Origin of the sequence: Halorubrum distributum JCM 13561 (assembly GCF_000337395.1) — an archaeon.
In the GTDB taxonomy this organism is placed as follows: domain Archaea; phylum Halobacteriota; class Halobacteria; order Halobacteriales; family Haloferacaceae; genus Halorubrum; species Halorubrum distributum.
In genome coordinates this window covers 1-23,668 of record NZ_AOJF01000041.1, presented here as the reverse complement: position 1 = coordinate 23,668, position 23,668 = coordinate 1, and the positions used below count along the sequence as shown (strand labels likewise).

At 69.8% G+C, this 23,668-nt stretch carries 22 protein-coding genes, 1 other RNA gene and 1 pseudogene; 5 read left to right on the top strand and 19 right to left on the bottom strand.

Annotated features, from left to right (window positions below; translation table 11 throughout):
- Positions 1 to 25: 25 nt before the first annotated feature.
- The 5 genes from C470_RS10135 to C470_RS10120 all read right to left on the bottom strand — a co-directional run bounded on the left by C470_RS10135 (position 26) and on the right by C470_RS10120 (position 2,940).
- Positions 26 to 235, bottom strand: coding sequence for a hypothetical protein (locus C470_RS10135; RefSeq protein ID WP_004597536.1), 210 nt, complete (start codon positions 233 to 235; stop codon positions 26 to 28).
- A gap of 8 nt (positions 236 to 243) precedes the next feature.
- Complete coding sequence (locus C470_RS10130; protein ID WP_004597538.1) at positions 244 to 1,209, bottom strand: phytoene/squalene synthase family protein; 966 nt, start codon at positions 1,207 to 1,209, stop codon at positions 244 to 246.
- 202 nt (positions 1,210 to 1,411) lie between these two features.
- A complete protein-coding gene (locus tag C470_RS16395) occupies positions 1,412 to 1,543 on the bottom strand; it encodes an HVO_2523 family zinc finger protein (protein WP_004597540.1) in 132 nt (43 codons plus the stop codon).
- A 126-nt stretch (positions 1,544 to 1,669) separates the two neighbouring features.
- Positions 1,670 to 2,224, bottom strand: a complete 555-nt coding sequence (locus C470_RS10125; RefSeq protein ID WP_008367040.1) for a hypothetical protein — start codon at positions 2,222 to 2,224, stop codon at positions 1,670 to 1,672.
- A gap of 137 nt (positions 2,225 to 2,361) precedes the next feature.
- Positions 2,362 to 2,940 (bottom strand): cysteine hydrolase family protein, encoded by a 579-nt coding sequence (locus C470_RS10120; RefSeq protein ID WP_004597542.1) that lies wholly within the window; start codon positions 2,938 to 2,940, stop codon positions 2,362 to 2,364.
- A 158-nt stretch (positions 2,941 to 3,098) separates the two neighbouring features.
- On the opposite strand from C470_RS10120, the gene C470_RS10115 reads away from it, so the two are divergent.
- The gene (locus C470_RS10115; RefSeq protein ID WP_008367038.1) at positions 3,099 to 4,874 is read left to right on the top strand and encodes an Hvo_1808 family surface protein; all 1,776 of its coding nucleotides are present in this window, start codon (positions 3,099 to 3,101) and stop codon (positions 4,872 to 4,874) included.
- Positions 4,875 to 4,970: 96 nt separating this feature from the next.
- Positions 4,971 to 6,131, top strand: coding sequence for a nicotinate phosphoribosyltransferase (locus tag C470_RS10110; protein WP_008367036.1), 1,161 nt, complete (start codon positions 4,971 to 4,973; stop codon positions 6,129 to 6,131).
- Positions 6,132 to 6,152: 21 nt separating this feature from the next.
- Here C470_RS10110 and C470_RS10105 read toward each other — a convergent pair whose 3' ends face one another.
- Positions 6,153 to 6,755, bottom strand: coding sequence for a TIGR00296 family protein (locus C470_RS10105; protein WP_004597545.1), 603 nt, complete (start codon positions 6,753 to 6,755; stop codon positions 6,153 to 6,155).
- 164 nt (positions 6,756 to 6,919) lie between these two features.
- Here C470_RS10105 and rnpB point away from each other — a divergent pair.
- Positions 6,920 to 7,232: RNase P RNA component (rnpB, locus tag C470_RS10285), an RNA gene on the top strand.
- Between the two features lie 482 nt (positions 7,233 to 7,714).
- Here the strand turns inward: rnpB and htpX are convergent.
- Positions 7,715 to 8,584, bottom strand: a complete 870-nt coding sequence (htpX, locus tag C470_RS10100; protein ID WP_004597546.1) for a zinc metalloprotease HtpX — start codon at positions 8,582 to 8,584, stop codon at positions 7,715 to 7,717.
- Positions 8,585 to 8,724: 140 nt separating this feature from the next.
- Between htpX and C470_RS10095 the strand changes: the two genes are divergently transcribed.
- Entirely contained in the window at positions 8,725 to 9,663 is a 939-nt protein-coding gene (locus tag C470_RS10095) for an NAD-dependent epimerase/dehydratase family protein (protein ID WP_008367033.1), read from the top strand.
- A gap of 387 nt (positions 9,664 to 10,050) precedes the next feature.
- On the opposite strand, the pseudogene C470_RS10085 reads toward C470_RS10095, so the two are convergent.
- From C470_RS10085 to C470_RS10035, 11 genes and pseudogenes are all read right to left on the bottom strand, one after another.
- Positions 10,051 to 10,422 (bottom strand): annotated as a pseudogene (locus C470_RS10085) (MarR family transcriptional regulator); the annotation flags it as partial.
- 119 nt (positions 10,423 to 10,541) lie between these two features.
- A complete protein-coding gene (gene flaJ, locus C470_RS10080; RefSeq protein WP_004597549.1) occupies positions 10,542 to 12,278 on the bottom strand; it encodes an archaellar assembly protein FlaJ in 1,737 nt (578 codons plus the stop codon).
- Between the two features lie 23 nt (positions 12,279 to 12,301).
- A complete protein-coding gene (locus C470_RS10075) occupies positions 12,302 to 13,975 on the bottom strand; it encodes a type II/IV secretion system ATPase subunit (RefSeq protein ID WP_004597550.1) in 1,674 nt (557 codons plus the stop codon).
- Positions 13,976 to 14,046: 71 nt separating this feature from the next.
- Positions 14,047 to 14,796 (bottom strand): ATPase domain-containing protein, encoded by a 750-nt coding sequence (locus C470_RS10070; protein WP_004597551.1) that lies wholly within the window; start codon positions 14,794 to 14,796, stop codon positions 14,047 to 14,049.
- A 1-nt stretch (position 14,797) separates the two neighbouring features.
- Positions 14,798 to 15,295 carry a flagellin gene (locus tag C470_RS10065; protein WP_004597552.1) on the bottom strand — a complete coding sequence of 166 codons (498 nt, stop codon included), beginning with the start codon at positions 15,293 to 15,295 and terminating at the stop codon, positions 14,798 to 14,800.
- Complete coding sequence (locus tag C470_RS10060; protein ID WP_004597553.1) at positions 15,296 to 15,769, bottom strand: flagellin; 474 nt, start codon at positions 15,767 to 15,769, stop codon at positions 15,296 to 15,298. It abuts the gene before it with no gap.
- Positions 15,759 to 17,666 (bottom strand): FlaD/FlaE family flagellar protein, encoded by a 1,908-nt coding sequence (locus C470_RS10055; RefSeq protein WP_008367030.1) that lies wholly within the window; start codon positions 17,664 to 17,666, stop codon positions 15,759 to 15,761. The genes C470_RS10060 and C470_RS10055 overlap by 11 nt, the downstream gene beginning before the upstream one ends.
- 151 nt (positions 17,667 to 17,817) lie before the next feature.
- Positions 17,818 to 18,405 (bottom strand): chemotaxis protein CheD, encoded by a 588-nt coding sequence (locus C470_RS10050; protein WP_004597556.1) that lies wholly within the window; start codon positions 18,403 to 18,405, stop codon positions 17,818 to 17,820.
- Complete coding sequence (locus tag C470_RS10045) at positions 18,402 to 19,592, bottom strand: chemotaxis protein CheC (protein ID WP_004597558.1); 1,191 nt, start codon at positions 19,590 to 19,592, stop codon at positions 18,402 to 18,404. Before C470_RS10045 ends, C470_RS10050 begins: the two co-directional genes overlap by 4 nt.
- A complete protein-coding gene (cheY, locus tag C470_RS10040) occupies positions 19,592 to 19,948 on the bottom strand; it encodes a chemotaxis protein CheY (RefSeq protein ID WP_004597560.1) in 357 nt (118 codons plus the stop codon). The genes C470_RS10045 and cheY overlap by 1 nt, the downstream gene beginning before the upstream one ends.
- A gap of 106 nt (positions 19,949 to 20,054) precedes the next feature.
- A complete protein-coding gene (locus C470_RS10035) occupies positions 20,055 to 22,442 on the bottom strand; it encodes a BGTF surface domain-containing protein (RefSeq protein WP_008367027.1) in 2,388 nt (795 codons plus the stop codon).
- Positions 22,443 to 22,650: 208 nt separating this feature from the next.
- On the opposite strand from C470_RS10035, the gene C470_RS10030 reads away from it, so the two are divergent.
- The gene (locus tag C470_RS10030; RefSeq protein ID WP_008367025.1) at positions 22,651 to 23,103 is read left to right on the top strand and encodes a zinc ribbon domain-containing protein; all 453 of its coding nucleotides are present in this window, start codon (positions 22,651 to 22,653) and stop codon (positions 23,101 to 23,103) included.
- 25 nt (positions 23,104 to 23,128) lie between these two features.
- Here the strand turns inward: C470_RS10030 and C470_RS16315 are convergent.
- Positions 23,129 to 23,668 (bottom strand): DUF7500 family protein (locus C470_RS16315; RefSeq protein WP_008367023.1); only part of this gene is annotated, 540 nt, incomplete at its 5' end.

Here is a 23,668-nt window from a genome sequence, read left to right as displayed (position 1 = left end):
CCGACGCGCTCGGAGCGGCAGGCGTTCACCCCAGCCGACGGATCCCGGTCACGTCGAGGAGGGCGAGGACGACGAGGACGGCAAGGAGCGCGGCCGCCGCGAAGAGCACGGGCGCCGACACCGCGACGGCGACCTCGTAGGGCGCCACCAGCCGCGTCGTGCCGCGGAGGATGAAGGAGACGAAGACGAGACCGAAGGCGGCGAACGCGAGCGAGACGAACCGGGAGCGGTCCATGCGGCCGCTCAGTCCGTCTGCGGGACGCCCGCGCCGTGGGGGCCGTGCCCGTGGCGGTCGCGGCGGGGCTCGAAGTCGGTTAACATGTCGTAGAACACCGCCTCGGGGTCCTTGTTCCACTGCCACTTCCAGCGCGTGCGGACGAGCAGCGACAGCTTCCGGGTGAGCGACAGCTCGGGGGTGGTCGAGACGGTGTCGTAGCCCCGGTTCCGGATGAGACGGTGGTGGTCGACGTACAGCACCGCCGAGAGCAGCACCGCGAGCTGGCAGTCCTCGGGGAGGTACTTGATCCCCGCGACGCCCTCCTCGTAGAGTCGCTCGGTGCGGGCCATCTCCTCGCGGATCGCGGCCGCGACGTTTTCGTCGAACTCCAACTCGAGGATCTGCTCCTCGCTCACGCCGTGGCGCCGGAGCGTCTCCAAGGGGAGGTAGATCCGGTCGCGCTCGACGACGTCCTCGCGGACGTCGCGGAGGAAGTTCGTCATCTGGAACGCCTCGCCGAGCTTCGTGGCGTGCGGGAGCGCCTCGGCCTCCTCCTCCGGATCGAGGTCCATGATCGCCGTCATCATCCGACCGACTGCGGCCGCAGAGCCGTCCATGTACGCCTCCAGATCCGCGTACGTCTCGTAGCGGTCGGTGTCGATGTCGCTCGCCATCGCGTCCACGAACGAGTGGACGTCCTCGTCGGGGATGTCGTTGCGCTCGCACACCTCGGCGAACGCCTCTAAGACGGGGTCGTCGGTCGGCTCCTCGCCGAGCGCGGCCGCCCGGAGCCGGTCGAGTTCGGCCCGCTGCTCGGCGGGCGTTCCGGTGTCTTCGGCATCGACGACCTCGTCGGCGATGCGGAAGAATCCGTACAGCACGTACGTCGGATGGCGGATCCGCTGGGGCAGCAGCCGGGTGGCGACGTGGAACGTCTTCCCGGTGCGGCGCTGGATCCGCTTGCTCCGGGCAACCTGTTTTTGCTCTACCATGCTGACCTCGGAGGGTCGGCGTGGAGGATCACGTACGGGTCGCCCATCATGGAAGAAAGGTCGGCCTCCAAGAACATAACAGTTCGCACGACCCAGTCTGGTTCTCCGTCACCCCTGTTAACTCCGGCGACCATACCCGGCGCGTGAGGCGACCGGACCCGACGCGAGGCGACTGGACACGGCGCGCGAGGCGATCAGCGGCTCAGTAGAACGTGTCGCTACAGTCGTAGACGACGCCGTGAGCCGGACAGACGTACTTACAGTGCCGGTGGTACATCGGCGTCTCGCAGACCGGACACGGGCGGCCGCCGTCGTTCCCCGGTTCGTCGCTCACGGCTGAGCCACGCGGTCGAGGGGCAAAACCCTGTCCTCCGGTCCGGCGGCCGCGACACCTGACCAGTCAGTCGTCCGGACTCTGTCGGCCGCGAACCGATTGGCTGTCGCCCGGCTCCGAGTCCGATCAGCTGTCGGCCAGCCGGTCGTAGACCGACCGGGCGACCCGCTCCTCGCCGAACGGGAGCGTCAACACGCCCTCCCAGTCGGACCCGGTGAGCGCGTCGACGGTCTCGCCGTCGAGCTCGACGCGCCGCACCTCGGTCCCGTCGAGCGTCATCGACACCACGAACGCCGCCGGGTCGTCGGTCGCGCCGGCCTCGTCGAGCCGGGTCCGGAACGTCTCGACGCCCGCGTCGGGGAGCACGACCTGAACGAGGTACTCGCCCCCCTCGGCGAAGACGCCCTTGACGCGGTCGAGGTCGCTCGCGTCGAACAGCAGCGCGTCGGCCCCGTCGGCGCCGGTCAGCCGCGCCTCGAACGGCGCGTCCGGGTCGACCGCGGCCGATTCGGGGCCGTCGTCGGCTCCGTCAGAACCCCCGCCCGTCGGGCCCGGCCCGTCGCCGCCGAGCCCGCCGACCGCCTCGCCGTCCGTCACCGTCGCCGCGCCCGCGAAGCCGACGGCGCCGACCGCGCAGGCCGCGCCGAGGCCGCCGAGCACGCCCCGCCGAGAGATGTCCATACCTCGCGGTTCCGGCGAGCGGTAAAAAGGATTACACGCCGATTTCCGCGTGCGATAATTTCGGCGGCCGGAAACGCCGTCGGCCCGAGGCGCCGCCGGTCCCAAACGTCGCCGGTCCAAAACGTCGCCGGTCCCGGCTACGCCGACGCGAACGCGACCTCGTCGCGGGTCGCCGTCTCGCCGAACAGCCAGTCGGCGTGGTCGACGGCGTACTCGCGGTGCTCCTCGGTGATGTACCCGAGCGCGTCCTCGACGACGACCGGGCGGTAGTCGCGGAGCCCCGCGCTGCCCGCGGTGTGGAGGACGCAGACGTTCGCGAGCGTGCCGCAGATCAGCAGGTCGTCGACGCCGTGCGCGTCGAGATACCCCTCCAGGTCGGTCTGGTAGAAGGCGTCGTAGGTGTGCTTCTCGACGACGTGGTCGCCGTCGCGCACGTCGAGGTCGCCGACGAGTTCGGCGTCCCACGACCCCTCGACGACGTGTTCGCCCCACCGGTCGAACTCGTCGTAGTAGTGGGTCTCGTCGAACTGCTCGGGCGGGTGGACGTCGCGGGTGTAGACCACGCTCGCGCCGGCCTCCCGGGCGCGGTCGACGAGCGCCGTCACCGGCTCGACCGCCGCCTCGCTCGGCTCGGCGTAGAGGCTCCCGTCCGGGTGACAGAACCCGTTTTGCATGTCGACGACGACCACCGCGGTTGCTGTCGGATCGAACGCCATGCCGAGGCGTTCGGGCGCGCTCCTCAAAAACCGTCGTGCGGACGCCGGCCGCGCCCACGACGCGCTCGGCGCGGCCGGCGACCCGCGCCGAAAAATCCGCCGGCCGCGGCGCCGAAGGAACCGACAAACTACTTATTCGGGGGGCCGATCAAATTCGTATGCGACGGGTTCTCACCCTCTCGACCGCGGCCGCGGCCGTCGCCGCGGTCGCCGTCCTGTGTGTCGCCCTCACTGCCGGCGTCGCCGCCGCTCCGGACGCCGGCGCGGTCCCCCCCGCGTCCGGCAGCGGACCGGGCGCGGGCGCGGCGCCGTCCGCGTCCGCCGATGAATGCGATCCGGGTGACGGCACCGAACTGGTGGGCTGCTGGAACGGGACCCATTACGAGGAGTCGGTCGGCTTCGCGGAGACGGACGGGCTCAACGAGACGCAACTGGAGGCGCTGACGGACCTGACGATGGCCCGGGTCGAGCACGTCCGACAGCGCCCCTTCAAAGAGGACGTCCCGGTCGAGACGGTGACTCGGAGCGAGTACGCCAACGACACCGCGAGCGGCAACGGGTCCGAGGCGTTCCGGCGCTGGAACGACCAGGTGTGGGAGGCGCTGTTCGTCGTCGGCGACGAGACGGACGCCAACGACGAGATCGATTCGGTGTTCGGCGGCGCGGTCTCCGGCTTCTACTCGCCGTCGCAGGACCGGATCGTCATCGTCGTCCCCGACGGCGAGTCGCCCGACATCGACCCCTCGACGCTCGCGCACGAGCTGCTCCACGCGATGCAAGACCAGTACCACGACCTCACCGACCCGCGCTACGTCGGCGCGACCCAGGACGGCGACCTCGCGGTCGACGGCGTCGTGGAGGGCGAGGCGGTCCACGTCGAGGAGCGCTACGCCGCCCGCTGTGACGCCAACTGGACCTGCGCCGAGGCGCCCGAGAGCGACGGTGGAGGCGGGGGCGACGGCCAGGAGTTCAACTTCGGCATCCTCCAGACCGTCCTCCAGCCGTACGGCGACGGAGCCGTGTACGTCCGCGAGCTCCGCGACGAAGGGGGCTGGGCGGCCGTCAACGAGACGATGAACGACCCGCCGGCCTCGACGGCGGAGGTCATCCACCGGGACCCCGACTACGAGGAGGGGAACGTCACCTTCGAGGACGCGGCGACCGGCGGCTGGGAGACCTACCCGGACCAGGGCGTCGAGGGCGCGGAGACCACGGGCGAGGCGTCGATGTTCGTGATGTTCTGGTACCAGAGCCTGGAGTACCGGCACACCGTGTTAGAGCCCGGCGCGACCGTCCGGCAGAACGTCGAGATCCACCTCGACGCGGAGGCCCAACTCGAGACCCGCGCGACCTACAACTACGCGCACCCCGTGACCGACGGCTGGGCCGGCGACGAGCTGTACCCCTACCGGAACGGCGACCGCGACGGCTACGTCTGGGCGACCGAGTGGCAGACCGAGGACGACGCCGCGGCGTTCCGCGACGCCTACGTGCGGATGCTGACCGCGCACGGCGACGGCGAGTACGCGCAGGGGACCGTGTACGAGATCGGGTCGGAGAGCGACTTCCCCGGCGCGTACGGCGTCGAGCGCGACGGGACGAGCGTGACGATAACGCACGCGCCCTCGCCGGAGGGCGTCCTCGAACTCCGCCCGGACGCCGACCTCGCGCTCCCCGACGCCGACGGGAGCGACGGTGACACGAACGGCGGCGACGACGGTGACGCGAACGGCGGCGACGGCGGAAGCGACGGCAACACGGACGACGGCACCGACGGCAACACTGACGACGGTGCGGACGGGAGCGACGGCGCGGACGGGAGCGACAGCGGGAACGGGAGCGACGACACCGACGACAGCACGCCCGGATTCGGCGTCGCGGCGGCGCTCGTCGCCCTCGCGGCGGTCGGGCTGTTCGCGCGGCGCTCGGCGTAGCGCGCCGCCCGCTCGGCCGGGAGTCCCGGACGCTCGCTCCTCGCGCCCCCGCCGCGACACGGGTGGCTTTTCGTCCCCGCGGCCGAACCGACGGGCATGAGCGAGTTCGACATCGTCGACGCGGCCGCGGTCCGGGAGGGGCGCGCGACCGACGCGTACTTCGAGCGGACCGAGGCGGCGCTGGAGGCGGCCGACCGGAACCCCCGCGTCGTCGCCGAGGTGACCGCGGACCAGTTCCCGGACGGGGAGTTCGAGCTGTTCGCCGGCCTCGGCAACGCCGTCGAGCTGCTCGCCGGCCGCGACGTCGACGTCGACGCGATACCCGAGGGCCGGCTGTTCGACGGCGGCCCGGTGATGCGGATCGAGGGGCCGTACCTCGCGTTCGCGCGGCTGGAGACGTCGCTGCTCGGCTTCCTCTCGCACGCCTCCGGGATGGCGACCGCTGCGCTGGACTGCCGGGTCGCCGCGCCCGAGTCGTCGGTGCTCTCGTTCGGCGCGCGCCACGTCCACCCCGCGATGACCGCGGCCGTCGAGCGCTCGGCGCTGGTGGGGGGGTTCGACGGGTTCTCGCACGTCGCCGCCGGCGACCTGATCGGGCGCGAGGCGTCGGGGACGATGCCGCACGCGCTCGCCATCTGCTTCGGCCGCGGCGAGCAGGAGGCCGCGTGGCGCGCCTACGACGAGGGCGTTCCGGCGGACGCACCGCGGATCGCGCTGTGTGACACCTACTCCGACGAGGTCGACGAGGTGCTTCGCGCGGCCGAGACGCTCGGCGACGACCTCGACGGCGTCCGCCTCGACACGACCGGCTCCCGGCGCGGCGACTTCCGACACATCGTTCGCGAGGTCGGGTGGGAGCTCGACGCGCGCGGCCACGGGGACGTCGACGTGTACGTCTCGGGCGGGCTCGGCCCGTCCGACCTCAGAGAGCTGCGCGACGTCGCCGACGGGTTCGGGGTCGGCGGGTACGTCTCGAACGCGGACCCCGTCGACTTCGCGCTCGACCTCGTCGCCGTCGACGGCGAGCCGGCGGCCAAGCGGGGGAAGCTCTCGAACGCGAAGGACGTGTACCGCACCGCCGACGGCGCCCACGCGGTCGGGCTCGCGGGCCGCGCGGGGCCGGAAGACGCCGAGTCGCTCTTCGAGCCCGTGATCCGCGACGGCGAGGTCGTCGCCGAGGACGCGTTCGACCTGTCGGCCGCGACGGAGCGGGCGCTCGCGGACGCGGCGGCGGTCGGGTACGGGAACGACGGCTGAAAAAGAAAACGGGGCGGCTGGCTACAGCTCTTCGACTGCGCCGCCGTCGGCGCGCTCTCGGAACACCTGGCCCTCGATGAGCGTCACCATCGTGTCCTCCTCCTGCCACGCGGTCGGCGAGAGCTTCGCCTTGCGGCAGGTGCGCGAGAGGAACTCCGCGGCCGACCAGCCGTTCTCGACGGGGACCGTCGGGTAGAGCCAGCCGTGGGCGTTGCCGCTGTCGACGGCGACGCCGTGGGTGCCGACCTCGAGGTCCTCGGCGGGATCGTTCGTGAGGACGGTGTTGGAGACGACGAACACGGAGACGGTGATGTTGTCCAGTTCCTTCGGCTCGACCTCGGAGCCGCAGGAGTCGCCCGAGGCCGCCTTGATGGCGGCCTCGACGATCGCGTGGCCGAGCTGATCTGAGGTGTCCCAGGCGCCGGCGCAGCCGCGGAGGCGGCCGCGGCCCCTGGTGGACTCCAATCGAACGAACGCCCCGGTGCGGGCGTAGAACGCCTCCCGCATGCTGCCGGGCTGTTCGCGTTGCCCGTGTCGAACGAACGACTCGACCGCCTCCCGCGCGAGTTCGACCGCTCGTGCACCGTCGTCGTACGACAGCTGAACGGTCTGAGCCTCGGACATGAGAGTCCATTACAGTGCTGACGACTTGAACGCTTCCCTTGTGACTGCGTTCTCGCGGCGTTCGCGGCGTCTCACCCGAAAGCCGCCGTTACCCGGCCCGAAGCCCCGCGCGAAGACGCGCCCGACCGAACCGCTTATTCGCCGGCGGGCGAAAGGACGGACCGGACAGAGGGAGCCCGACTCCCGTGCCTCCGGCATGAGGAAAGTCCCCCCACCGGCCGGACAGGCGACCGGGCACACGCCCGGAGTCGGAGACGGCTGGCTCTGGAACAGCAACGACACCCCCCGCCCCGATCGATGAGACGCGCGAACCGACCCGCGAGGGAAGGGAGTTAACCCGTCGAGAGCCGACGGGCGGGAACGGATGGAACGGCGAATCCTCGCCGGTGCAAGTCCGCGCCACAAGGTAGTCCGGCCGCGGCGCGGACGCTCAGCCGAATGTCGGGACGAACCGAAGGGGGCTTACTCCCCTCAGTCCGCTCACACCGACCAGCGGCGCAGCTATCATGGGATCACTTATAAATAAACGAGGCGGTGGCGCGTGCCTGCGAGCGGCCTCTCGGCCGCGAGCAGCACGCGCGAGGGAGTCGACCACCCGAGCGAAGCGAAGGGTGGTCGACGAGGCTGGGGAGGCGTGAGGTGCTGTGCGGAGCGGGGCGGGACTCGAAGGGGCAGCAGCGAGGGCGGCGCAGGCGACGTAAGCACCGCAGGAGCGAGTGAAACGAGCGACGAGGAGCGCAGCGAGCGTGCGCCGCCCTCGCTGCTGGGGCTTCGGCGGTGTTCGTCTCCAATCTGCTCGCAGCGTCTTATAAATAAGCGGCTGGCGCGTCGGCGGGATTCGTCGCCGACCTCGCCGCAACGTCTTATAAGTAAGCGGCGAAGACTTCGGCGGTGTTCGTCACCTACCCACTCTCAACAGCTTATAAATAACCAATCGAAAATTCCGATTCAAATCCGTCTCAGGCCGTCTCCATCTCCTTTTCGAGCTCGCGGAGCTTCTCGATGCGGTTCTCCGTCGAGGGGTGCGTCGAGGCGATCTTGCCGACGAAGCCGGCCTTGATCGGGATGATGAAGAACGCGTTCATCTCCGCCTCCTCCCGGAGGTCCTCCTTGGGCACCTTATCCATCCGGCCGTCGATCGTCATCAGCGCCGAGGCGAGCGCGCCGGGCTTCCCGGTGATGAGCGCCGCGCCGCGGTCCGCGGAGTACTCGCGGTAGCGCGAGAGCGCGCGGATGAGCAGGAACGAGACGACCCACACGACGAGCGACACGAGGATCGCGACGATGACGGGCGCGCCCTGCCGGTTGTCGCCGCCGAGCAGCCAGCCCCACCGCACGATGAAGAAGGCGATCGTCGAGAGGAACGAGGCGATGGTCATCACCATCACGTCGCGGTTCTTGACGTGCGCGAGCTCGTGGGCGAGCACGCCGTCGAGCTCGTCCTCGTCGAGGCTCTCCAAGAGCCCGGTCGTCACCGCGACGGTCGCGTTCTTCTTATTCCGGCCGGTGGCGAACGCGTTCGGCACGCGGGTGTTCGCGACCGCCACGGTCGGCTTCGGCAGGTCGGCCTGCTGGCTCAGCCGCTCGATCCGGCGGTGGAGGTCGGGATACTCGTCGGCGCTCACCTCGCGGGCGCCCATACTCCGCAGCGCCAGCTTGTCGCTGAAGAAGTACTGAGCGACCGCGAACCCGCCGAGCATGACAAGCGGGAAGAGGAAGTCGCCGAAGTACACCGTCAGGGCTCCGACGAACACGACGTAGAGGGCGAACAGGAGGAACATCGTGAACGCCATCCGTCCACGCAACCCCCAGTCTGTCTTCCAGTCCATACCCGGAAGTTACCGCTCGGCGCGTTAAAGGTTGCCGGAGCGGGAGGCCGTGGTCGCCGATCGACGCCCGTGTCGACGAGCGGCGACCGCGGCGAACCGACGAACAACGCCCTTTTTCGGGCGCTCCCCGAGGGACGGACATGGAGACAGTCCTCGTCACCGGCGGCCGCGGCGCCTCCGGGCGCTGGGTCGTCGACCGCCTCGCCGGCGACTACGAGGTCGTCGTCGTCGACTACGACCACCCCGGGCTCGGCGTCGACCCGGCCCCGAACGTCTCGTTCCGCGCGGCCGACCTCGCCGAGCGCGACCAGGCCCTCGACGTCGTCGCCGCCGTCGACCCCGACGCGGTCGTCCACTGGGCGGCGATCCCGGTGGCGGGCACCCACCCCGAGGGCCGGGTGTTCGAGACGAACGCGCTCGCCGCGAAGCACGTCCTCGACGCCGCCGGCCGGGCCGACGCACCGGTCGTCCAGGCCTCCAGCGACGGCGCCTACGGCTTCTTCTTCGCCGACCCGACGCCGTTCCCGGAGGAGCTGCCGGTCACCGAGGAACACCCGCGCCGCCCGGAGGACCCCTACGGGCTCTCGAAGGTCACGGCAGAGGCGGCGGCGGGCGCGGTCGCGCGCCGCCACGGCGTGTCCGCCGTCTCGCTCCGACCGTCGTGGATCCAGTACCCCGGCGCGTACGCCTGCCGCGCGGACGAGTACGTGAGCGACCTCGACGCCGGCGCCGGCAACTTCTGGTCGTACGTCGACGCCCGCGACGTCGCCGATCTCGTCGCGGCCGCGCTCGCGGACCTCCTCGGCGGCGACCCCGCCGTCGCCCCCGGCACCCACGAGGCGGTCAACTGCGTCGCGGCCGACAACGCGCTCGGGCGGCCCCTACTCGACCTCCTGCGCGAGTCGTACGGCGAGATCCCCGACGACTGCGCGGTCGACGAGAGCGAACTCACGGAGGGCGACGACCGCGGCGCCTACGCGATCGAGAAGGCGGCGCGGCTGTTCGGGTGGACGCCGTCGCGCTCGTGGCGCGACGCGGCCGACGAGGCGGTCGCCGAGCCGACGCTGTTCGAGGAGTAGACCCGAGGAATCCCCTTCGCGGTACCAAACCGAAATTAGACCGAACGGCCCCTTACCCACCGGAATAGCCGACGAACTGAACCAGCCGACGAACTGTCGTCTCGGTGACGTCGTCTTCGACCCGGGCGACCGCGCGGTCGACGGTCGCCTCGCGCAGCGACACGACCGCCCACGGAGCGACGAACGACTCTCGGTCGAGTCCTCCCTCGACGAACGCGCCGGCGAGCGGGACCGACGCGTCGTACTCTTTCGTCGAGATACCGGCGCCGATGTACTGCGCACCCCCGAACGGGTGGGAGCCGTCGCTGACGATCAGGTAGGGCCGTCGCGGCGCGTTGCCGAACGGATCCGACGCGACGACGACGGTTCCGCGTCGATACAGCAGCCGTCGGTCGATTCGTCTCCCGACTCGTCCGCGTCGAGATCCGGGAGGTCGGCGTCCCAGTCGTCGGTCCGGTCGTAGCCGTCGCCCGCGAACGCGTCCGCGACCGCGCGGAGACCGATCTGGGCCGCGGTGTGGGCGTCGTACGCCTCGGCGTTGATGGCCCAGTACTCGCCTTTGTGCCGCACGAGCCCCCGCTGTTCGAGTCGCCTGAGTGTCGTGCCGACGCTCCCGCGGGGGATGTCGAGCTCCTCCGCGAGCTCGCTCGGCCGGAATCCCAGCTCCGGGTTCCGAGCGAGGAACTCGAGGATCCGACGCCCGTTGGTGTCTTCGTCCGGAAGGTCGCTCGGACGGTAGCTCTCGAAGTCGACCGGCATTGTAAACGTACGTAACCGTACGTCAGTGTCAGTCATAATACTGTGGGTCGCCGTATCGAATCCGTTCGCCGTGCGTCGTGAGGCGTCGACAGCGGTGTCGACGCCGCCGACTCCGCGGTTCAGATCGACAAGATTGCGTTGACGAGCGTCCGCGTCGCGATGGCGGTGCCCGCGCCGAGCCACGTCAGGAGGACGAAGTGGATGTAGCCGTTCGCGGGGTTGCCGCCGTCGATCCGGCGGATCATCTGCGAGGAGAGCGCGGCGTTGAAGAGGACGACCGTCAGGAGGAGGTACTCGATGAGCGGGATGTCGTAGGCGCCGGGGTAGACGATCTGGCCGATGTCCATCTGGTCGAGCCCGAAGTCGGAGGTCAGGTCGGCTAAGATCGCGACGATCTCCAGCCCGATGAAGAAGGCGAACGTCGCGGCCGCGGTGATCCCGTACAGCAGCCCGATGAACGTCATCGCCGCCTGGCGGCGCTGCTCGCGCAGCTGGTTGACGGCGTTCATGTTCTTCGAGATCAGCTCGCCGAGCATCTTCGGGTCCCCGCCCATCCGACGGCCGACGAGGTACATCTCGGAGAACTTCTGGATGAGATACGAACGCGTGTCACGCGTGAACGCCCGCCACGCGCCCTCGGTGCTGATCCGCATGTTGAGCCGGCGGTAGAGCCGCTCGATCGACTCCGAGAGCTCGCCGAAGTTCTTGTCGCGCAGCGTGGTCAACACGTCCGTGGTCGTCGACTGCTTCGCGCTCTCGGTCGCGCCCAGCGCGCGCACGAACGACGGGAACTCGCCGTCGCGGGCGGTGATCGCCTGCTCCTCGGTCCGGAGCACCACCCCGGTGATGATCAGCGGCGAGATGGGGACCGCCAGGTACAGCGGGAGCCGAACGTCGTCGAGGAAGAAGAGGAGGCCGGGGAGCCCGGGACCGTACCCGAACATCCCGGCGGCCGTGATCCCGATGAGCAAAAGGGAGAGCCCGCCGCCGCCGATCAGCGACCCCCACAGCTTCAGGTCGCCGGGCGCCCGCTCGTCCGGGTGGTACCAGATCGGGTCGTACGGCGACGTCGCGCGGATCATCGCGTAGAAGCCGAGCTGGACGAACACGAAGAGGACGATGACGGCCGCCACCGTCGCGGTCGGGTTGTTACCGGTGAGGATCGGGAGGACGACGGCGAACACGAGGGCGAACGTCATCGAGAGGATCATCGACATGTACAGGTCCTTCATCACCTCCAGGTTCGAGAGCGCGGACTCGTAGCGGGTCTCGTACTGCGCGAGCATCACGTCCTGCTCGGAGACGAGGAACTCCTCGAGCGACTGGCCCGCGCCCATCGTGTAGCCGAGGCGGTCGAAGAAGTCGGCCATCGCGTCGGAGGGGACCTCCTGGGCGCGCCGTCGACACGCGTCGTCGAGGCTCTGGTTCCACGTGTCGACGAGGTGGACGACGCGGCCGATCTCCTCGGCGGCGACGCCGTACTCCTCCTCTTTCGCCAGCGTCCGGAACACCTCCATCCGGTCGATGTTCGTCGTCGACAGCACCGTCATGTGCGTCATCACGAGGTGCAGCTGGTTGTCGATCTTCGTCTCCAGGCTGGAGAGGTAGATCTTCGGGTAGATGACGGCCGCGAACAGGACGAGCCCGCCGAACATCGGGATCGGAACTCGGGCGGCGAACGGGAGCGGGAGCGCGACCAGGCCGACGACGCTGCCGAGGAACACGAACAGGGCCGGCAGCAACACGAGGCCGACGTACTTCCCCTTGGAGATGTCGAGCTGCTCGTACGACTCCATCACCTCCGAGGTCAGCTGCGCGGCCGTCGCGAGCCCGTCGCCGAACTGTTTCACCGCCATCGGTTAGATCCACCCCATCGTCGCTACCTCGTGTTCCGGTGCATGTCGAAGGGGAGCCCCTCGACGCCGTCGCGCTGGAAGGCGTTGATCGCGTCGTTCACCTCGTGGTAGCCGAGGATTCCCTCCTGGATCATCCGCTCGATGAGCTCCGCGCGGAAGTCGAGGTCGTCGTAGATGTCGCGGGTGTCCGCGTACCCCAGCAGGGTCGCGATCTGCTCTTCGAGCACGTAGGAGTTGTTCATCCCCTGGAAGACGATCTCGTCTTCGACGGGGTCCCAGCTGAACACCTCGCGGGTGACGACCCCCTCCATCTCCTTGGAGTACCCCTCGATCTCCTGGACGCTCGTCACCCGGCGCAGCACCTGGTCGCCCTGTTTCACGCGGTTCTGGAACAGCGCCACGTCGGCGTTGTCCATGAACGTCTCGGGGACGTTGATCGGCTCGGAGGTGAACCGCTGGATCATCGAGACGATGTCCGAGGCGTGGAACGTCAGCATGACCGGGTGGCCGGTCTGGGCCGCCTGGAACGCCATGCGCCCCTCGGCGCCGCGGACCTCGCCCACGATGATGTAGTCGGGGCGGGACCGCAGCGCGGCGGCGACCAGGTCGAACATGTCGACGTCAGAGCTCCCCTCGCCGCCGCCCTCGCGGGTCAACAGCTGCTGCCAGGTGCTGTGCGGCGGGATGACCTCGGCGGTGTCCTCCGCGGTGTATATCTTCGAGTCGTCCGGGATGTACGAGAGGATGGCGTTCAGCGTCGTCGTCTTCCCGGACGCCGTCTCCCCGACGACGAACACCGTCTGCTCGTTCTCCAGGCAGAGCCAGAGGTACGCCGCCAGCTCCGGCGAGAGCGTCCCCCAGTTGGTGATCTGGTTGATCGACAGGGGGACCTCCTCGCCCTGCCGGATCGTGAGCGAGGAGCCCTTCAGCGAGACGTCGTCGGAGTAGATGATGTTGATACGCGACCCGTCGGGCAGCGTGGAGTCGACGATGGGGTCGGAGTCGGAGAGCGGGTCCCCGATCCGCTCGCCCATGTTGCGCAGCCAGTTGTCGAACTCCTTCGGGGTGCCGAAGTCGACGGTCGTCTCCAGCATGCCGTAGGTGCCGTGATCAACGTGACACTCCTTGGGGCCGATGACGTGAATGTCCTCGTTTGCCGGGTCGCGCATCACCGGTTCGAGCGGGCCGAGCCCGACGATGTCGCGGTTGAGCCGGTAGCGGATGTTCTCGTACGTCTCCTCGGTGACCGACAGCTTGCCGAAGTTCTTGAGCTTCGAGAGCCCGCTTCGCCAGCCGGTGGCGCTGTCGTCGACGTGGGTCACCTCCTCGAGCAGCTCCTCGATGAGGTCGTCGTACTCCGCCTCGTTCTCCGGCGCGGTGTGCTGGCCGCTGACGGTGAGCAGCCGGTTTTTCACCTCGTTGAGGATCTCCGCCTGCGGACCGGACACCTCCGGCTCGATGGCGTAGTACTTCGTGTCCTGGCCGAGGTCACCGTAGATGTGGCTGTAGATGGGGCCGCCGACCGGGTAGATGACGTTCGGCCGGGCGGACTCGTACTCGTCTTTCGGCTCCTCGATGAACTGCGGGAACTCCCCGGTGATCTGTTTGAACTCGCGGAGGTGCTCCCGGAGGTGCGGCCGCCGCATGGCCGCCTTTCGGAGCTCTTCGGACGGTTTGGCGGTTCCGTGTTCGGTCATGTCCTACGCCCGGTCGTCGTGGTGGTCGCGGTCCGCGCTCGCGGACCGGCTGTGCGTCGGCGGGTCATGTGTCAGGCGACGCTGCGGCTCTCGATGACGATTCCGGTTCCGGAACGGACCGAGAACCCGATCGTGTCGCCGACCTGTTCGCCCATACCCGCGAACCGCTTCACGTTGATCTGCCGGCGAATGTCGTTGCCGACTTCGATCATCTCCAGCTGGAGGAACACGTCGGCGATCGACCGGAACGGGCCGATCGCGTCGTCGTCGACCGCCGAGGGGTCGACAGTGAGCACGACCACCTTCCCCTGCGAGATGATCTCGCGGAAGAAGGAGATGATCTCCAGGGCGGCCTGTCGCTCCTCGTTCTTCCGGACGAGCGCCTCGAAGGTGGGATCGTTCCGGAAGATGGCGTCGAACGTGTCGAGGAAGACGACGTCGGAGTTCCACATCGCCTCGGCGTTCATCAGCCGCTTGAGCAGCTCCTTGCGCTCGCCGTCGCCGTCGGAGAACGCGCCGCCGGAGTCGAAGTCGGCGTGGAGGAAGAGCAGCTCCTCCTGGAGGAGCGGCTTCACCATGTCGTACTCCAGCGAGTGCATCTGGTCGATGAACCCGCGGACGGTGAGCTCCGTCGACATCATCGTGACGGAGGCGCCCTCCTGGACGAGCCCGTAGGCGAACCGCTGGGAGATGGCGCTTTTGCCCGCCCCGTAGTCGCCCTCCATGAGGACGATGCTGCCGCGGGGGATGCCACCGCCCAGCTCCTTGTTGAGCCGGTCGCGGTCGCCGAGACCGAGGGAGAGGAGGTTGTCGTGGGGCATCTCAGTTACCCCCCTCCACGCGGAACTGGAACAGCTCCTCGTCGCCGTTCACGGAGAGGTAGACGCGGTGGTCGCCGTCGACGAGTCCCCCGTCTTGCCCCTCGATCTCGCTCACGTCTATCGTGAGCCGCAACACGTCGCCGCGGCTCCACGCGTTCGCGCCGTCCGCGGAGACGAGCTCCCCGGAGAGCGCGCCCGGCCGGACGTACGCGCCGTCGAAGACGACGTCGAGGTCGGAGCCGTCGGGCGCCAACCGATACGTGCCGGTGTTCTTTATCAACAGCGTGACGTTCTGGTCGCCGCTCGCGTTGTACACCCCCGCGCTGGGGTCCGAGATGATCGTCACGTCGGTCCGGAGCTGTTCGGTCGCATCGAGCCCCGCGTCGTCGACGGCCGCGCTCACGCGGTCGACCCCGGTCGTGATCGTGCCGACGACGCCCGCGGCGATCACGAGGCTCGCGATGAACAGGATGAGGTGGGAGACGGGGACGCTGGCCATCTACGCGCTCACCTCCGTGACGGTCGCGGCGTCGCGGACGCCGGACTCGACGACCAAGACGACCCGCGTGCCGTCGTCGATCGTCGTGGTCGTGTCGCCCTGTGCGACCCGCACGGTGAGCGTCTCGTCGCCGAGCCAGAGCGCGGTGTCGGCGTCGCCGTCGACGGTCGTCGACGCGTTCGCCCCGCCCACGTCGACGTACTCGTTGCCGACGACGAGCGTCGCGTCGTCCGCGACGAGGCCGACCGACCCATCGTTGGTGGCGTTGACCGTGAGGGTCTCGGTGCCGGCGTCGTAGGTCGCGTTCGTCACCGCGAAGTCGGTGTTCTGCCGCTCAAGCGCGCGCTCGTTGATGCCGTGTTGGGCGTCGGAGACGCGGTCGAGCCCGTTGGCCGCCACGGGGTAGAACGTCGTGAACGCGAAGAACAGCCCCGCGACGATGATGGCCGTGGACGCGGAGACGCTAACGCCCATCTCCCCACCCTCCGTCGGCCGGATCGGCGCGGTCGGAACGGGGATTCGGATCGTTCATCGGTCGCGTGGAACCGTTCCGGTCGCGCCGGTCGTCGCGGTGGCCGTCGCGGCGGTCCGCGTCCGCCTCGCGTCCCGCGCCGCCGTGGTCCGTGCCGTTCGTGCGTCGCTCGCGCTCGTCGGGCGCGTCCCGCCGGCCGGCCTCGTCGTGACCGTTCCGCTTCGATTCCGGCCGGTCGTTGCGGTCGTTGCGACGGTTGTGGCCGTTGCGGCCGGAGTCGACGCGTCCGCCGCGGCGGCCGCCCCGCCGCCCATTGACGGGCCCGCCGCCGACGAGCGAGCCGCCGGCGAGATCGTCCCAGCGGTCCAACAGGACCGTGTGGCTGCTGGTGCCGTTGAGCTGGGTCACGTACCGGAGGCTGCGGGTGTGGTGCTCGCGGACGAGCCGGTCGGTGCCCGGCCGGTCGACGAGGTTGCGGTCGATCGTCCCGAACCCGGAGAGGAAGTCCCGGAGCCGCCCGGCGGCGTCGGGCCCGATCCACTCGATCCGCTCGTAGTAGTTGATCGCGCGCACCGCGTCGGTGACGTCGCTCTCGGAGACGAGGAACTCCAGCCACTCCATCACGAGGAGGTCGCCGACGTAGTCGCCCGGCAGCTCGGTGAGGTACGGCTTACCGCGGCCGTTGCCCTCCGAGAGGTCGTCTTTCCCGACGTACTCGAAGCCGCCGGAGGCCTCCGCGGGGTCGCCGCCGGGCCGGCGGTCGGGCGCCGGCTCCGGTTCGGTACCGCCCGCCGGTTCGGTACCGCCCGCCGGTTCGGTACCGCCCGCCGGCTCCGGATCGGTACCGCCCGTCAGCTCGGGGTCGGCCGGTTCGTCGAAGTCGACGCCGTCGTCCTCGGCGCCGCCGAGGTCGTCGCCCCCGAAGCCGTCGTCGGCGTCGTCGAGCGAGTCGGTTTCGTCGCCGGGGTCGGCGAACGAGTCGTCCCCGTCCTCGAACGGGTCCTCGTCCGCGGCGTCGTCGCCCTCCTCGGCCCAGTCGGCCTCCCCGGAGTCGTACTCTTCTTTCAGTTCGCTGAAACTCTTTCCATCGTCGTTCATATCGTCTCCGTCGTCCGCCGTTTCGGTCTCGGACGCGGCGTCGTCCGTGCTGTCGTCGTCCAGTTCGTCGAACTCGTCGTCGCCGTCGAGGTCGTCGAACTCGTCGTCACCGTCGAGGTCGTCGTCCAAGTCGTCGAACCCGTCGGCCTCTTCCTCCTCGTCGAGGAGGTCGTCGTCGAAGAACCCGTCCGCGTCGGCGTTCGCGACGTCCTCGTCGAGGTCCTCCTCCTCGCCGCCGTCCTCGTCGTCGAAGATGCCGAAGGAGCCCTCGCCGCCGCCGGCGACGCTGTCGAAGCCGCCGCCGTCGTCGACGAACGGGTTGATACCGCGGGTGACCATTTCGTAGATGTCGAGGAGGTTGCGGACGTCCTCCTCGATGTCGTCGACGGCGTTCGAGATCTCCTCGTTCTCCGAGCGGACCGTCGAGACCGTCGAGGAGAGCGACGCGACCTCGTTTTCGAGCTCGTCGAGCCGGTTCTCCAGCTCGTCGGTGGCCGCGCCGCCGCCGCCGCCACCGCCGCCGCCGTCGTCGAACTCGTCGTCCCACTCGTCCATGCCGTCGAAGTCGTCGAAGCCGTCGCCGCCGCCGCCACCGCCGCCACCGCCCATGCCGCCACCCATCCCTCCGCCGCCCATGTCGCCGCCGAAGGGATCGTCGTCGCCGTCCATACCTCCGGAACCGTCGTCGTCGGATCCGTCGTCGTCGAGGAACCTGTCGAGGACGCTCGCACCGACGAGCCCCAGCGTGGCGACTGCCCAGGCGGCGGTTGGAGCTCCCCACACCGGTAGTTCGAGGCCCATTACCGTGTACGACCCGCAGAACCCACTTCAATTCACCCCTCAAAATATCAGCCGTGAGAAAGCACTGCGCAGCGAGAGTATCGGGGTTTAATCGGGGTGAAAACGGAGAATTCGGGGAGCGATCGGAAACGAATCCGCTCCCGATCGACGGTCAGATCGCTCGTTCGAAGCCGTCCGCGGCCCGGACGACGAGGCGACCGTCCGGCCCGAACCGGACGGTTCGGCCCACCGCGTCGCCGACGTCGCTGGCGACGACGGGGACGCCCGCGTTGTCGAGCACCTCGCCGACCCGCTCGACGTTCCGCGGGCCGACCGCGTCGGTGAGGTCGAGCATCTCGGCGCCACCGGCGACGCGCGCCTCCAGACGGCGGGGGTCGGCGCCGGCGTCGTCGAGCGCCCCGATCAGCGAGTCGACCCCGGTGTCGACGTACTTCGCGGGCCGCGAGACGGCCGTCGTGCGCCCCTCGCCCGCTGGTAACATGGCGTGGAGGAGGCCGCGGACGCCCGTCCGCTGGTCGACGAGCGCGACCGCGACGCAGGAGCCGAGGCCGCTGGTCGTCAGGACCGCGTCGTCGCTCGTGACCGCGAGCTCGCCCACGCCGACCTTGATCCGGCCGGGGTCGTCGGGGACCGCGCCGCCGGTGACCGCCGCGGGCTCCGCGTCGGCGACCGCGTCCCCGTCGCTCTCCGTTCGGTCCGCCGGGCCGTCCGGCCGATCGTCGGAGAGCGAGCGGGTCACGGCCCCGAGAGCCGGTCGAGCGCCCGTGCCAGTTCGCGCTCGTCGGGGAGCGCGTACACGTCACAGCGCGCCTGAATCCCCTCCGTCTGGATGGCGGTGTCGATCACGAACCCGTAGTCCTGCCGCTCGCTCAGCTTCGCGACGAGCGGGCTGATCGTCGACGCGCCGATGTCGTGGACGAACTCCGGCGGCGAGTGGGTGATCGACGTGCCGAGGACGTTCGCCCACCCGTCGATGAACCCGCTCGTCATCACGTTGCCGAGCTCGCAGAGCGCGTTCTGGGCCATGTCCCCGAGCGGTTCGTCGGGCTCCATCGGCAGCATCGCGTCGGCGACGGCCGCCGCCGAGGACTCCTCGAAGAGGATCGCGAGGTAGCCGCTCGGTTCCCCCTGAAGCTCGAACACCGTGCCCGCGTGCGGCTCGGTGCCGACCTCCGCGGGCACGTCCGCGAGCGGGACGAACCGGAGCCGGCTCACGTCGACGGTCGTCTCCAGCCCGGTCATCATCGCGATGTTGTCGGCGGCGTTCGCCGACCCCTTCTTCGCCAGCGACGAGAACGTCGACAGCGACTCGTACGGCACGGCCGTGCTCGCCGTCCCGCCGTCCGCCTCGCCGCCGGCGGTCGCCGCGGGCGCCGTCTTCCCGACGATGAGGTCGCGGAACGGCCCCGAGTCGGGCAGCATGTAGATGGAGAAGTCGAGGTCGGTCGTCGTCGCGTCGAGGCGGCTCTCGAAGAGGAACACGCCGTCGCCGGCGAGCGCGCCGTCCGGCAGCACCGCCGCGCCGTCGGCCTCGAAGTACCGCGGCGGCGACATGTCGATCGCCTTGCCGAGGTAGTTCGCCCACCCGTCGAGGAAGCCGCCGAGCGCGATGTTGCCGACCTCCGTCACCGCGCTCCGCTCCATCGACTGCCCCCCGGGGAGCAGCGAGAGCAGGGCGTCGACGTTGGCGGCGTCGAACGCGAGGACCGCCTCGCCGTCCAGTCCGCCGCGGAGCCCGACGCTCACGCCGATCGACTCCCGGCCCGCGAACGACTCCGCGAGGTCCTCGCCGCTGGCGACGCTCGCGCCCGTCACCTCCACCGCGAGGTCGGTCCCGGTGAGGTCCGAGAGCGCGCCGGCGGCCTGTTTGGCCCCCCGCTCTGCGAGGCGGTTACAGGCGCCGAGCGCGCGGACGTCGACGCGCATTATACCGCCGAACCGATGGCGTCGAGCACGTTCGGCTTCTGGAACGGCTTCGTGATGTACCCCTCCGCGCCCGCCTTGATCGCCGCCTTCATCTTCTCCTCCTGCCCGACGCTGGTACACATGATCACCGTCGCGTCGGGGTTCTCCTCTAAGATCTCCGTCGTCGCCTCGATCCCGTCGCGGATCGGCATCACGATGTCCATCATCACGAGGTCCGGCCCGTGCTCCTCGTACATGTTCACCGCTTCGACGCCGTTCTCCGCCTCCCCGACGATCTCGAACTCCCCTTCGAGGATCTCCCGGAGGAGGTTCCGCATGAACTCCGAGTCGTCGGCGATGAGTACCCGCGTAGCCATTGTTGTCTGAAGCGGGGCACAGCGAACACTTAATCGCTCCCCCGCGGTTCTCAGCGATGAGAACGGAGCGGGGCGCGGCCGGTCCCGGCGGCGGGGGAAGTGCGTCTCAGACCCAGTGGCCGAGGAGGTGGATCGCGCCGACGAGCACGGTGCCACCGAGCGCCTCGCGGGTGCCGAACGGAAGCGGGAGCATCCCCACGCTGTCGGCCTCGCCGTCGTCGGCGGGCACGTCGCCCGAGTCGGAGCCGGAATCCGTGTCGGAGCCGTTCGCTTCGTCCGAGACGGTCTCGTCGTCGCCGTCGTCGGTGGCCGTCGCGTCGTCGCCGTCATCGTCGGTAGCGGTCTCGTTGCCGTCGGCCCCGTCGTCGCCGGTTCCGTCGTCATCGGTGTCGGACCCGTTGCCGTCGGCGTCCGGCTGGCTGTCGTCGTCGTCGATCGTCGTCGTCGCCGGATCGGACTCGACCACGAGGGTCCCGCCGTGGGTGTCGCCGTCGAGCCGTAGGGTGAACGCGTAGGTTCCCGGGTCGAGGTCGGGCGTCACCGAGCCGAACCCGTACGTTCGGGACTCGCCCGGGTCGAGCCGAACGCCCCACGACCCGGCCTCGCTGCCGTTGTCGACGGTGAGGGTGAGCTCTCCCTCGCCCGTGAGCCCGCCCGCGTTGCGCGCCGTGGCCCGGAGCGCGGAGAGGTTCTCCCCCTCGGTGACGGTGACGTTCTCAGGAGCGTCGTCGATCACCAGCTCGTCCGGGTTGTCGGCGTTCCCGACGACGATGACCGTCCGGCTGTCGCGCAGCCTGGACCCCTCGTACAGCTCGTAGTTCAGGCGCGTTCCGGGGGAAACCTCGTCGAGATCGACGTCGACCGTGAAGTTCCCGTCAGAGATCTCGAGCGGCGACTCCGTGCGGAACGGGGCGTCGCCGGCGTCGTTGACGAACGTCGCGGACATCTCGCGCACCGGGAGCAGCGAGGTCGTTCCCGTGAGCTGTCCGTCCTCGACCTCGACGAGGAGCTCCCCGTCGTCGGTGACGTGGTCGTACCGGAGGAACCGCTCCCGCACGGTGAACGTCGCCTCGGCGCGCACCGTCCCGTCCGACGCCTCCCAGTAGGGGAACTGCTGTGAGACGCCGTCGTCGGTCGCCGAAGTGGCGTTGAACGCCGCCGGCGGCTCCGCGCCGTCCGCGAACGCGTACCGCTCGCCCTCGGTGCCCTCCAGCGCGAACTCGACGGCGAACTCGTCGCCCGGCTCGGGGTCCTCGGTGAAAGCGCCGCCGTCGCTCGTGTCGATGACGAGGTAGAAGCGGCCGGGCGCCTCCGGCGTGTCAAGCTCCGTCGCGTCCGCGACGAAGAGCGTGACGTCCTCCGGGTCCGCCTGCGACAGGTCGAGCTCCGAGCGCGGCTCGTTCCGACCGGGGTTCGTCTCACGGACTCGGAGCGACACCCCCTCCTCGGCGTCCAGCAGGTCGGTCAGGAGTTCAGTATCGATCTCTTGGCCCGGTTCGAGCTCCTCCCCTTCTCCGGCGAAGTGCGACAGCGCCCCCCAGATGCCGGTCGCCTCGAACCCGAGGACGATCCGGTTGCCCTTCGTCACCGCGGTCCGGCCGAGCCCGTTCGCTCGGATCCGTTCGAGCGACTCGGACTCGGGTTCCTCGTCGAGCGCGCCCGGGTCGATGCTGGTGAACACCTCGACGTCGTCGCGGAACTCCGGCTTCTCCAACACGAGGTCCGCTTGGTCCGCGCTCTCGGTCGGCGTCACCACGCCGGAGTCGTCCACGACGAACGTCCCGTTGGTGATCGCGAGCCGATACCGATGCGGGACCAAGGGCCGGGCGAGCCCGCCCGCGCCGGTCGAACTCGAGAGCGCGCTGAGGTTCTCGGCGACCGTGTCGCCGCTCTCGTCGACGAACTCCAGGTCACACGTCGTGTCTTCGAGACCGCAGCTCTTGACGTTGCTCGCGTCGGTGCCGAGCGTCCGCGTGTTGATCGTGGTCTCGCTCGTCCCCGAGATCTTGACGACGTCGACGAAGCCGACCGACTGCCCCGTGTCGCTGAGCCGGTTCCCGCCGATGAGGAGGTACGTCGGCCCGTCAGGGTTGTCGGCGGCGTACCTGATCCTGACCGGATCGCCCGCGACGCCGGTGTACGTCGAACGGGAGAATCCGCCGCTGACCTCCGGACGGTCCGCTGGGCCGACCGGACCGGCGGCCTCGACCGCGGCAGCCGCCGTCGGTCCGGCGGCGACTGAGGAAGCGGACGAATCGGATGAGAGGCCCGCCGCGGCCGGAGCGGTCGCGACGACGCCGGCGAGCGCGACGAGGACGACGAGGGCGATCACGCTCGCCTGGAACGCCGACGGGCCGATCTCCTCGAGTCGGAACCGCCGGTCAGACCCGGAGTCGACCGCTCCGTCGCTGTCGGGCGCCGCCGAGCGGCTTGCGGGCGGCTCGGCCGCGTCCGTCGGGCGCGTCTCGGTCGCGTCGTCGTGGTCTATCGTCATGAGGGCGTGGTCAACGAGTGCGGGCCGGACGACGGCCCGCGGCTGGTTAGCATCGACTCGGCGAGTCACCGACTAAAGCGTACCCACCCGATTATCAGGACGTGTAACGCGAACGGGAAGACAGCGGAGAAAAGGCGGGAATCGCAAGACGTGAGCGGAGTCCTCGGTCCGAAGAATTAAGCCCGGCCGGCGCCCGATCCACGCCAAGATGCCATCGTGTCCCCGCTGTGACGCACCGGTCGACGACGAGGCGCGGTACTGCGCGCAGTGCGGCGCCCCGCAGACGGAGGACGCGGCCGAGGAGCTCGACGAGTACGTCCAGCGACAGGCAGAGCAGGTCGCCGGCGGTGGCGGCGGCGGGTCCGAGGGAGGAGAGTCGAGCGCGAGCGACGCGTTCCCGTCCATGGAGGAGCTCTCCGACCGCGAGCAGCTCTGGCGGCGGGGGTCGTACGTCGTCGGGTACGGGACGGTCGTCATCGCGCTCACGCGGGTACCAGCACCGGAGTCATGGCCGCTGATCCTCGCCGGGATCGCGATCCTCCCGCCGATCCGGCGACTCACCGCCGAACCCCTCGGCAGCCCGCTCAAGCGCGAGGTGATGGCGGGGATCTACGCGGTCTTCGCGCTGATCGGGATCGCGCTGTTCGTGTTGTTGGGGTAACGGGCGAGTCTCTCTCCTCCGATAGTTACTCGATCCTGAATCCGCCTTCCTCCTCGGCGGCGCGCACCAAGTCGCCGATGCTGTCGCTCGCGGAGAGCCCCTGACTCGCCGCGAACCGCTTTATCATCACCGGCGGGATGTCGACGGTCGTCTCGGAGGCCGCGAGCAGCAGCCCGATCGCCTCCGGGGTCGGCGAGCTCGGGCCGGCGTTCGACGCGAACCACGAGATCAGCGTGTCGAACGTCGCCGTCACGTCGTTCGACACCATCCGCTGGCGGGTGGTGTCGCCGTTCGCGTGGAGCGTCGCGTCGATCCCGTAGTCGAACCCGTCGCCGTCGAAGGAGTTCGCCAGCCACCGGCTCACCGCCTGTCGGTCGACCGCGTTGCCGCCCGCCGCTGCGGACCGATTTTGGCGCTGTCCCTGCGCGTTCGGCGGCGGTTGGCCGCCGCCGGGCGGTTGCCCACCAGATTGCTGTCCGTCGCCGGGATGCCCGCCACCCTGCTGCCCGCGCTCGCCGACGCCGGGCCCGGCCGCGCTCGACCGCGGGTCGTCGCCGGCGGGCCA

Excerpts from the sequence above, each read along its gene's own strand:
- C470_RS10055 (WP_008367030.1), bottom strand. The coding sequence starts at position 17,666 with ATGGGCCTCGAACTACCGGTGTGGGGAGCTCCAACCGCCGCCTGGGCA.
- C470_RS10120 (WP_004597542.1), bottom strand. The coding sequence starts at position 2,940 with ATGGCGTTCGATCCGACAGCAACCGCGGTGGTCGTCGTCGACATGCAA.
- C470_RS10130 (WP_004597538.1), bottom strand. The coding sequence starts at position 1,209 with ATGGTAGAGCAAAAACAGGTTGCCCGGAGCAAGCGGATCCAGCGCCGC.
- C470_RS10125 (WP_008367040.1), bottom strand. The coding sequence starts at position 2,224 with ATGGACATCTCTCGGCGGGGCGTGCTCGGCGGCCTCGGCGCGGCCTGC.
- C470_RS10060 (WP_004597553.1), bottom strand. The coding sequence starts at position 15,769 with ATGGGCGTTAGCGTCTCCGCGTCCACGGCCATCATCGTCGCGGGGCTG.
- C470_RS10075 (WP_004597550.1), bottom strand. The coding sequence starts at position 13,975 with ATGACCGAACACGGAACCGCCAAACCGTCCGAAGAGCTCCGAAAGGCG.
- C470_RS10115 (WP_008367038.1), top strand. The coding sequence starts at position 3,099 with ATGCGACGGGTTCTCACCCTCTCGACCGCGGCCGCGGCCGTCGCCGCG.
- C470_RS10095 (WP_008367033.1), top strand. The coding sequence starts at position 8,725 with ATGGAGACAGTCCTCGTCACCGGCGGCCGCGGCGCCTCCGGGCGCTGG.
- htpX (WP_004597546.1), bottom strand. The coding sequence starts at position 8,584 with ATGGACTGGAAGACAGACTGGGGGTTGCGTGGACGGATGGCGTTCACG.
- C470_RS10045 (WP_004597558.1), bottom strand. The coding sequence starts at position 19,592 with ATGCGCGTCGACGTCCGCGCGCTCGGCGCCTGTAACCGCCTCGCAGAG.
- C470_RS10070 (WP_004597551.1), bottom strand. The coding sequence starts at position 14,796 with ATGCCCCACGACAACCTCCTCTCCCTCGGTCTCGGCGACCGCGACCGG.
- C470_RS10030 (WP_008367025.1), top strand. The coding sequence starts at position 22,651 with ATGCCATCGTGTCCCCGCTGTGACGCACCGGTCGACGACGAGGCGCGG.
- C470_RS10035 (WP_008367027.1), bottom strand. The coding sequence starts at position 22,442 with ATGACGATAGACCACGACGACGCGACCGAGACGCGCCCGACGGACGCG.
- C470_RS10065 (WP_004597552.1), bottom strand. The coding sequence starts at position 15,295 with ATGGCCAGCGTCCCCGTCTCCCACCTCATCCTGTTCATCGCGAGCCTC.
- C470_RS10135 (WP_004597536.1), bottom strand. The coding sequence starts at position 235 with ATGGACCGCTCCCGGTTCGTCTCGCTCGCGTTCGCCGCCTTCGGTCTC.
- C470_RS10110 (WP_008367036.1), top strand. The coding sequence starts at position 4,971 with ATGAGCGAGTTCGACATCGTCGACGCGGCCGCGGTCCGGGAGGGGCGC.
- C470_RS10105 (WP_004597545.1), bottom strand. The coding sequence starts at position 6,755 with ATGTCCGAGGCTCAGACCGTTCAGCTGTCGTACGACGACGGTGCACGA.
- cheY (WP_004597560.1), bottom strand. The coding sequence starts at position 19,948 with ATGGCTACGCGGGTACTCATCGCCGACGACTCGGAGTTCATGCGGAAC.
- flaJ (WP_004597549.1), bottom strand. The coding sequence starts at position 12,278 with ATGGCGGTGAAACAGTTCGGCGACGGGCTCGCGACGGCCGCGCAGCTG.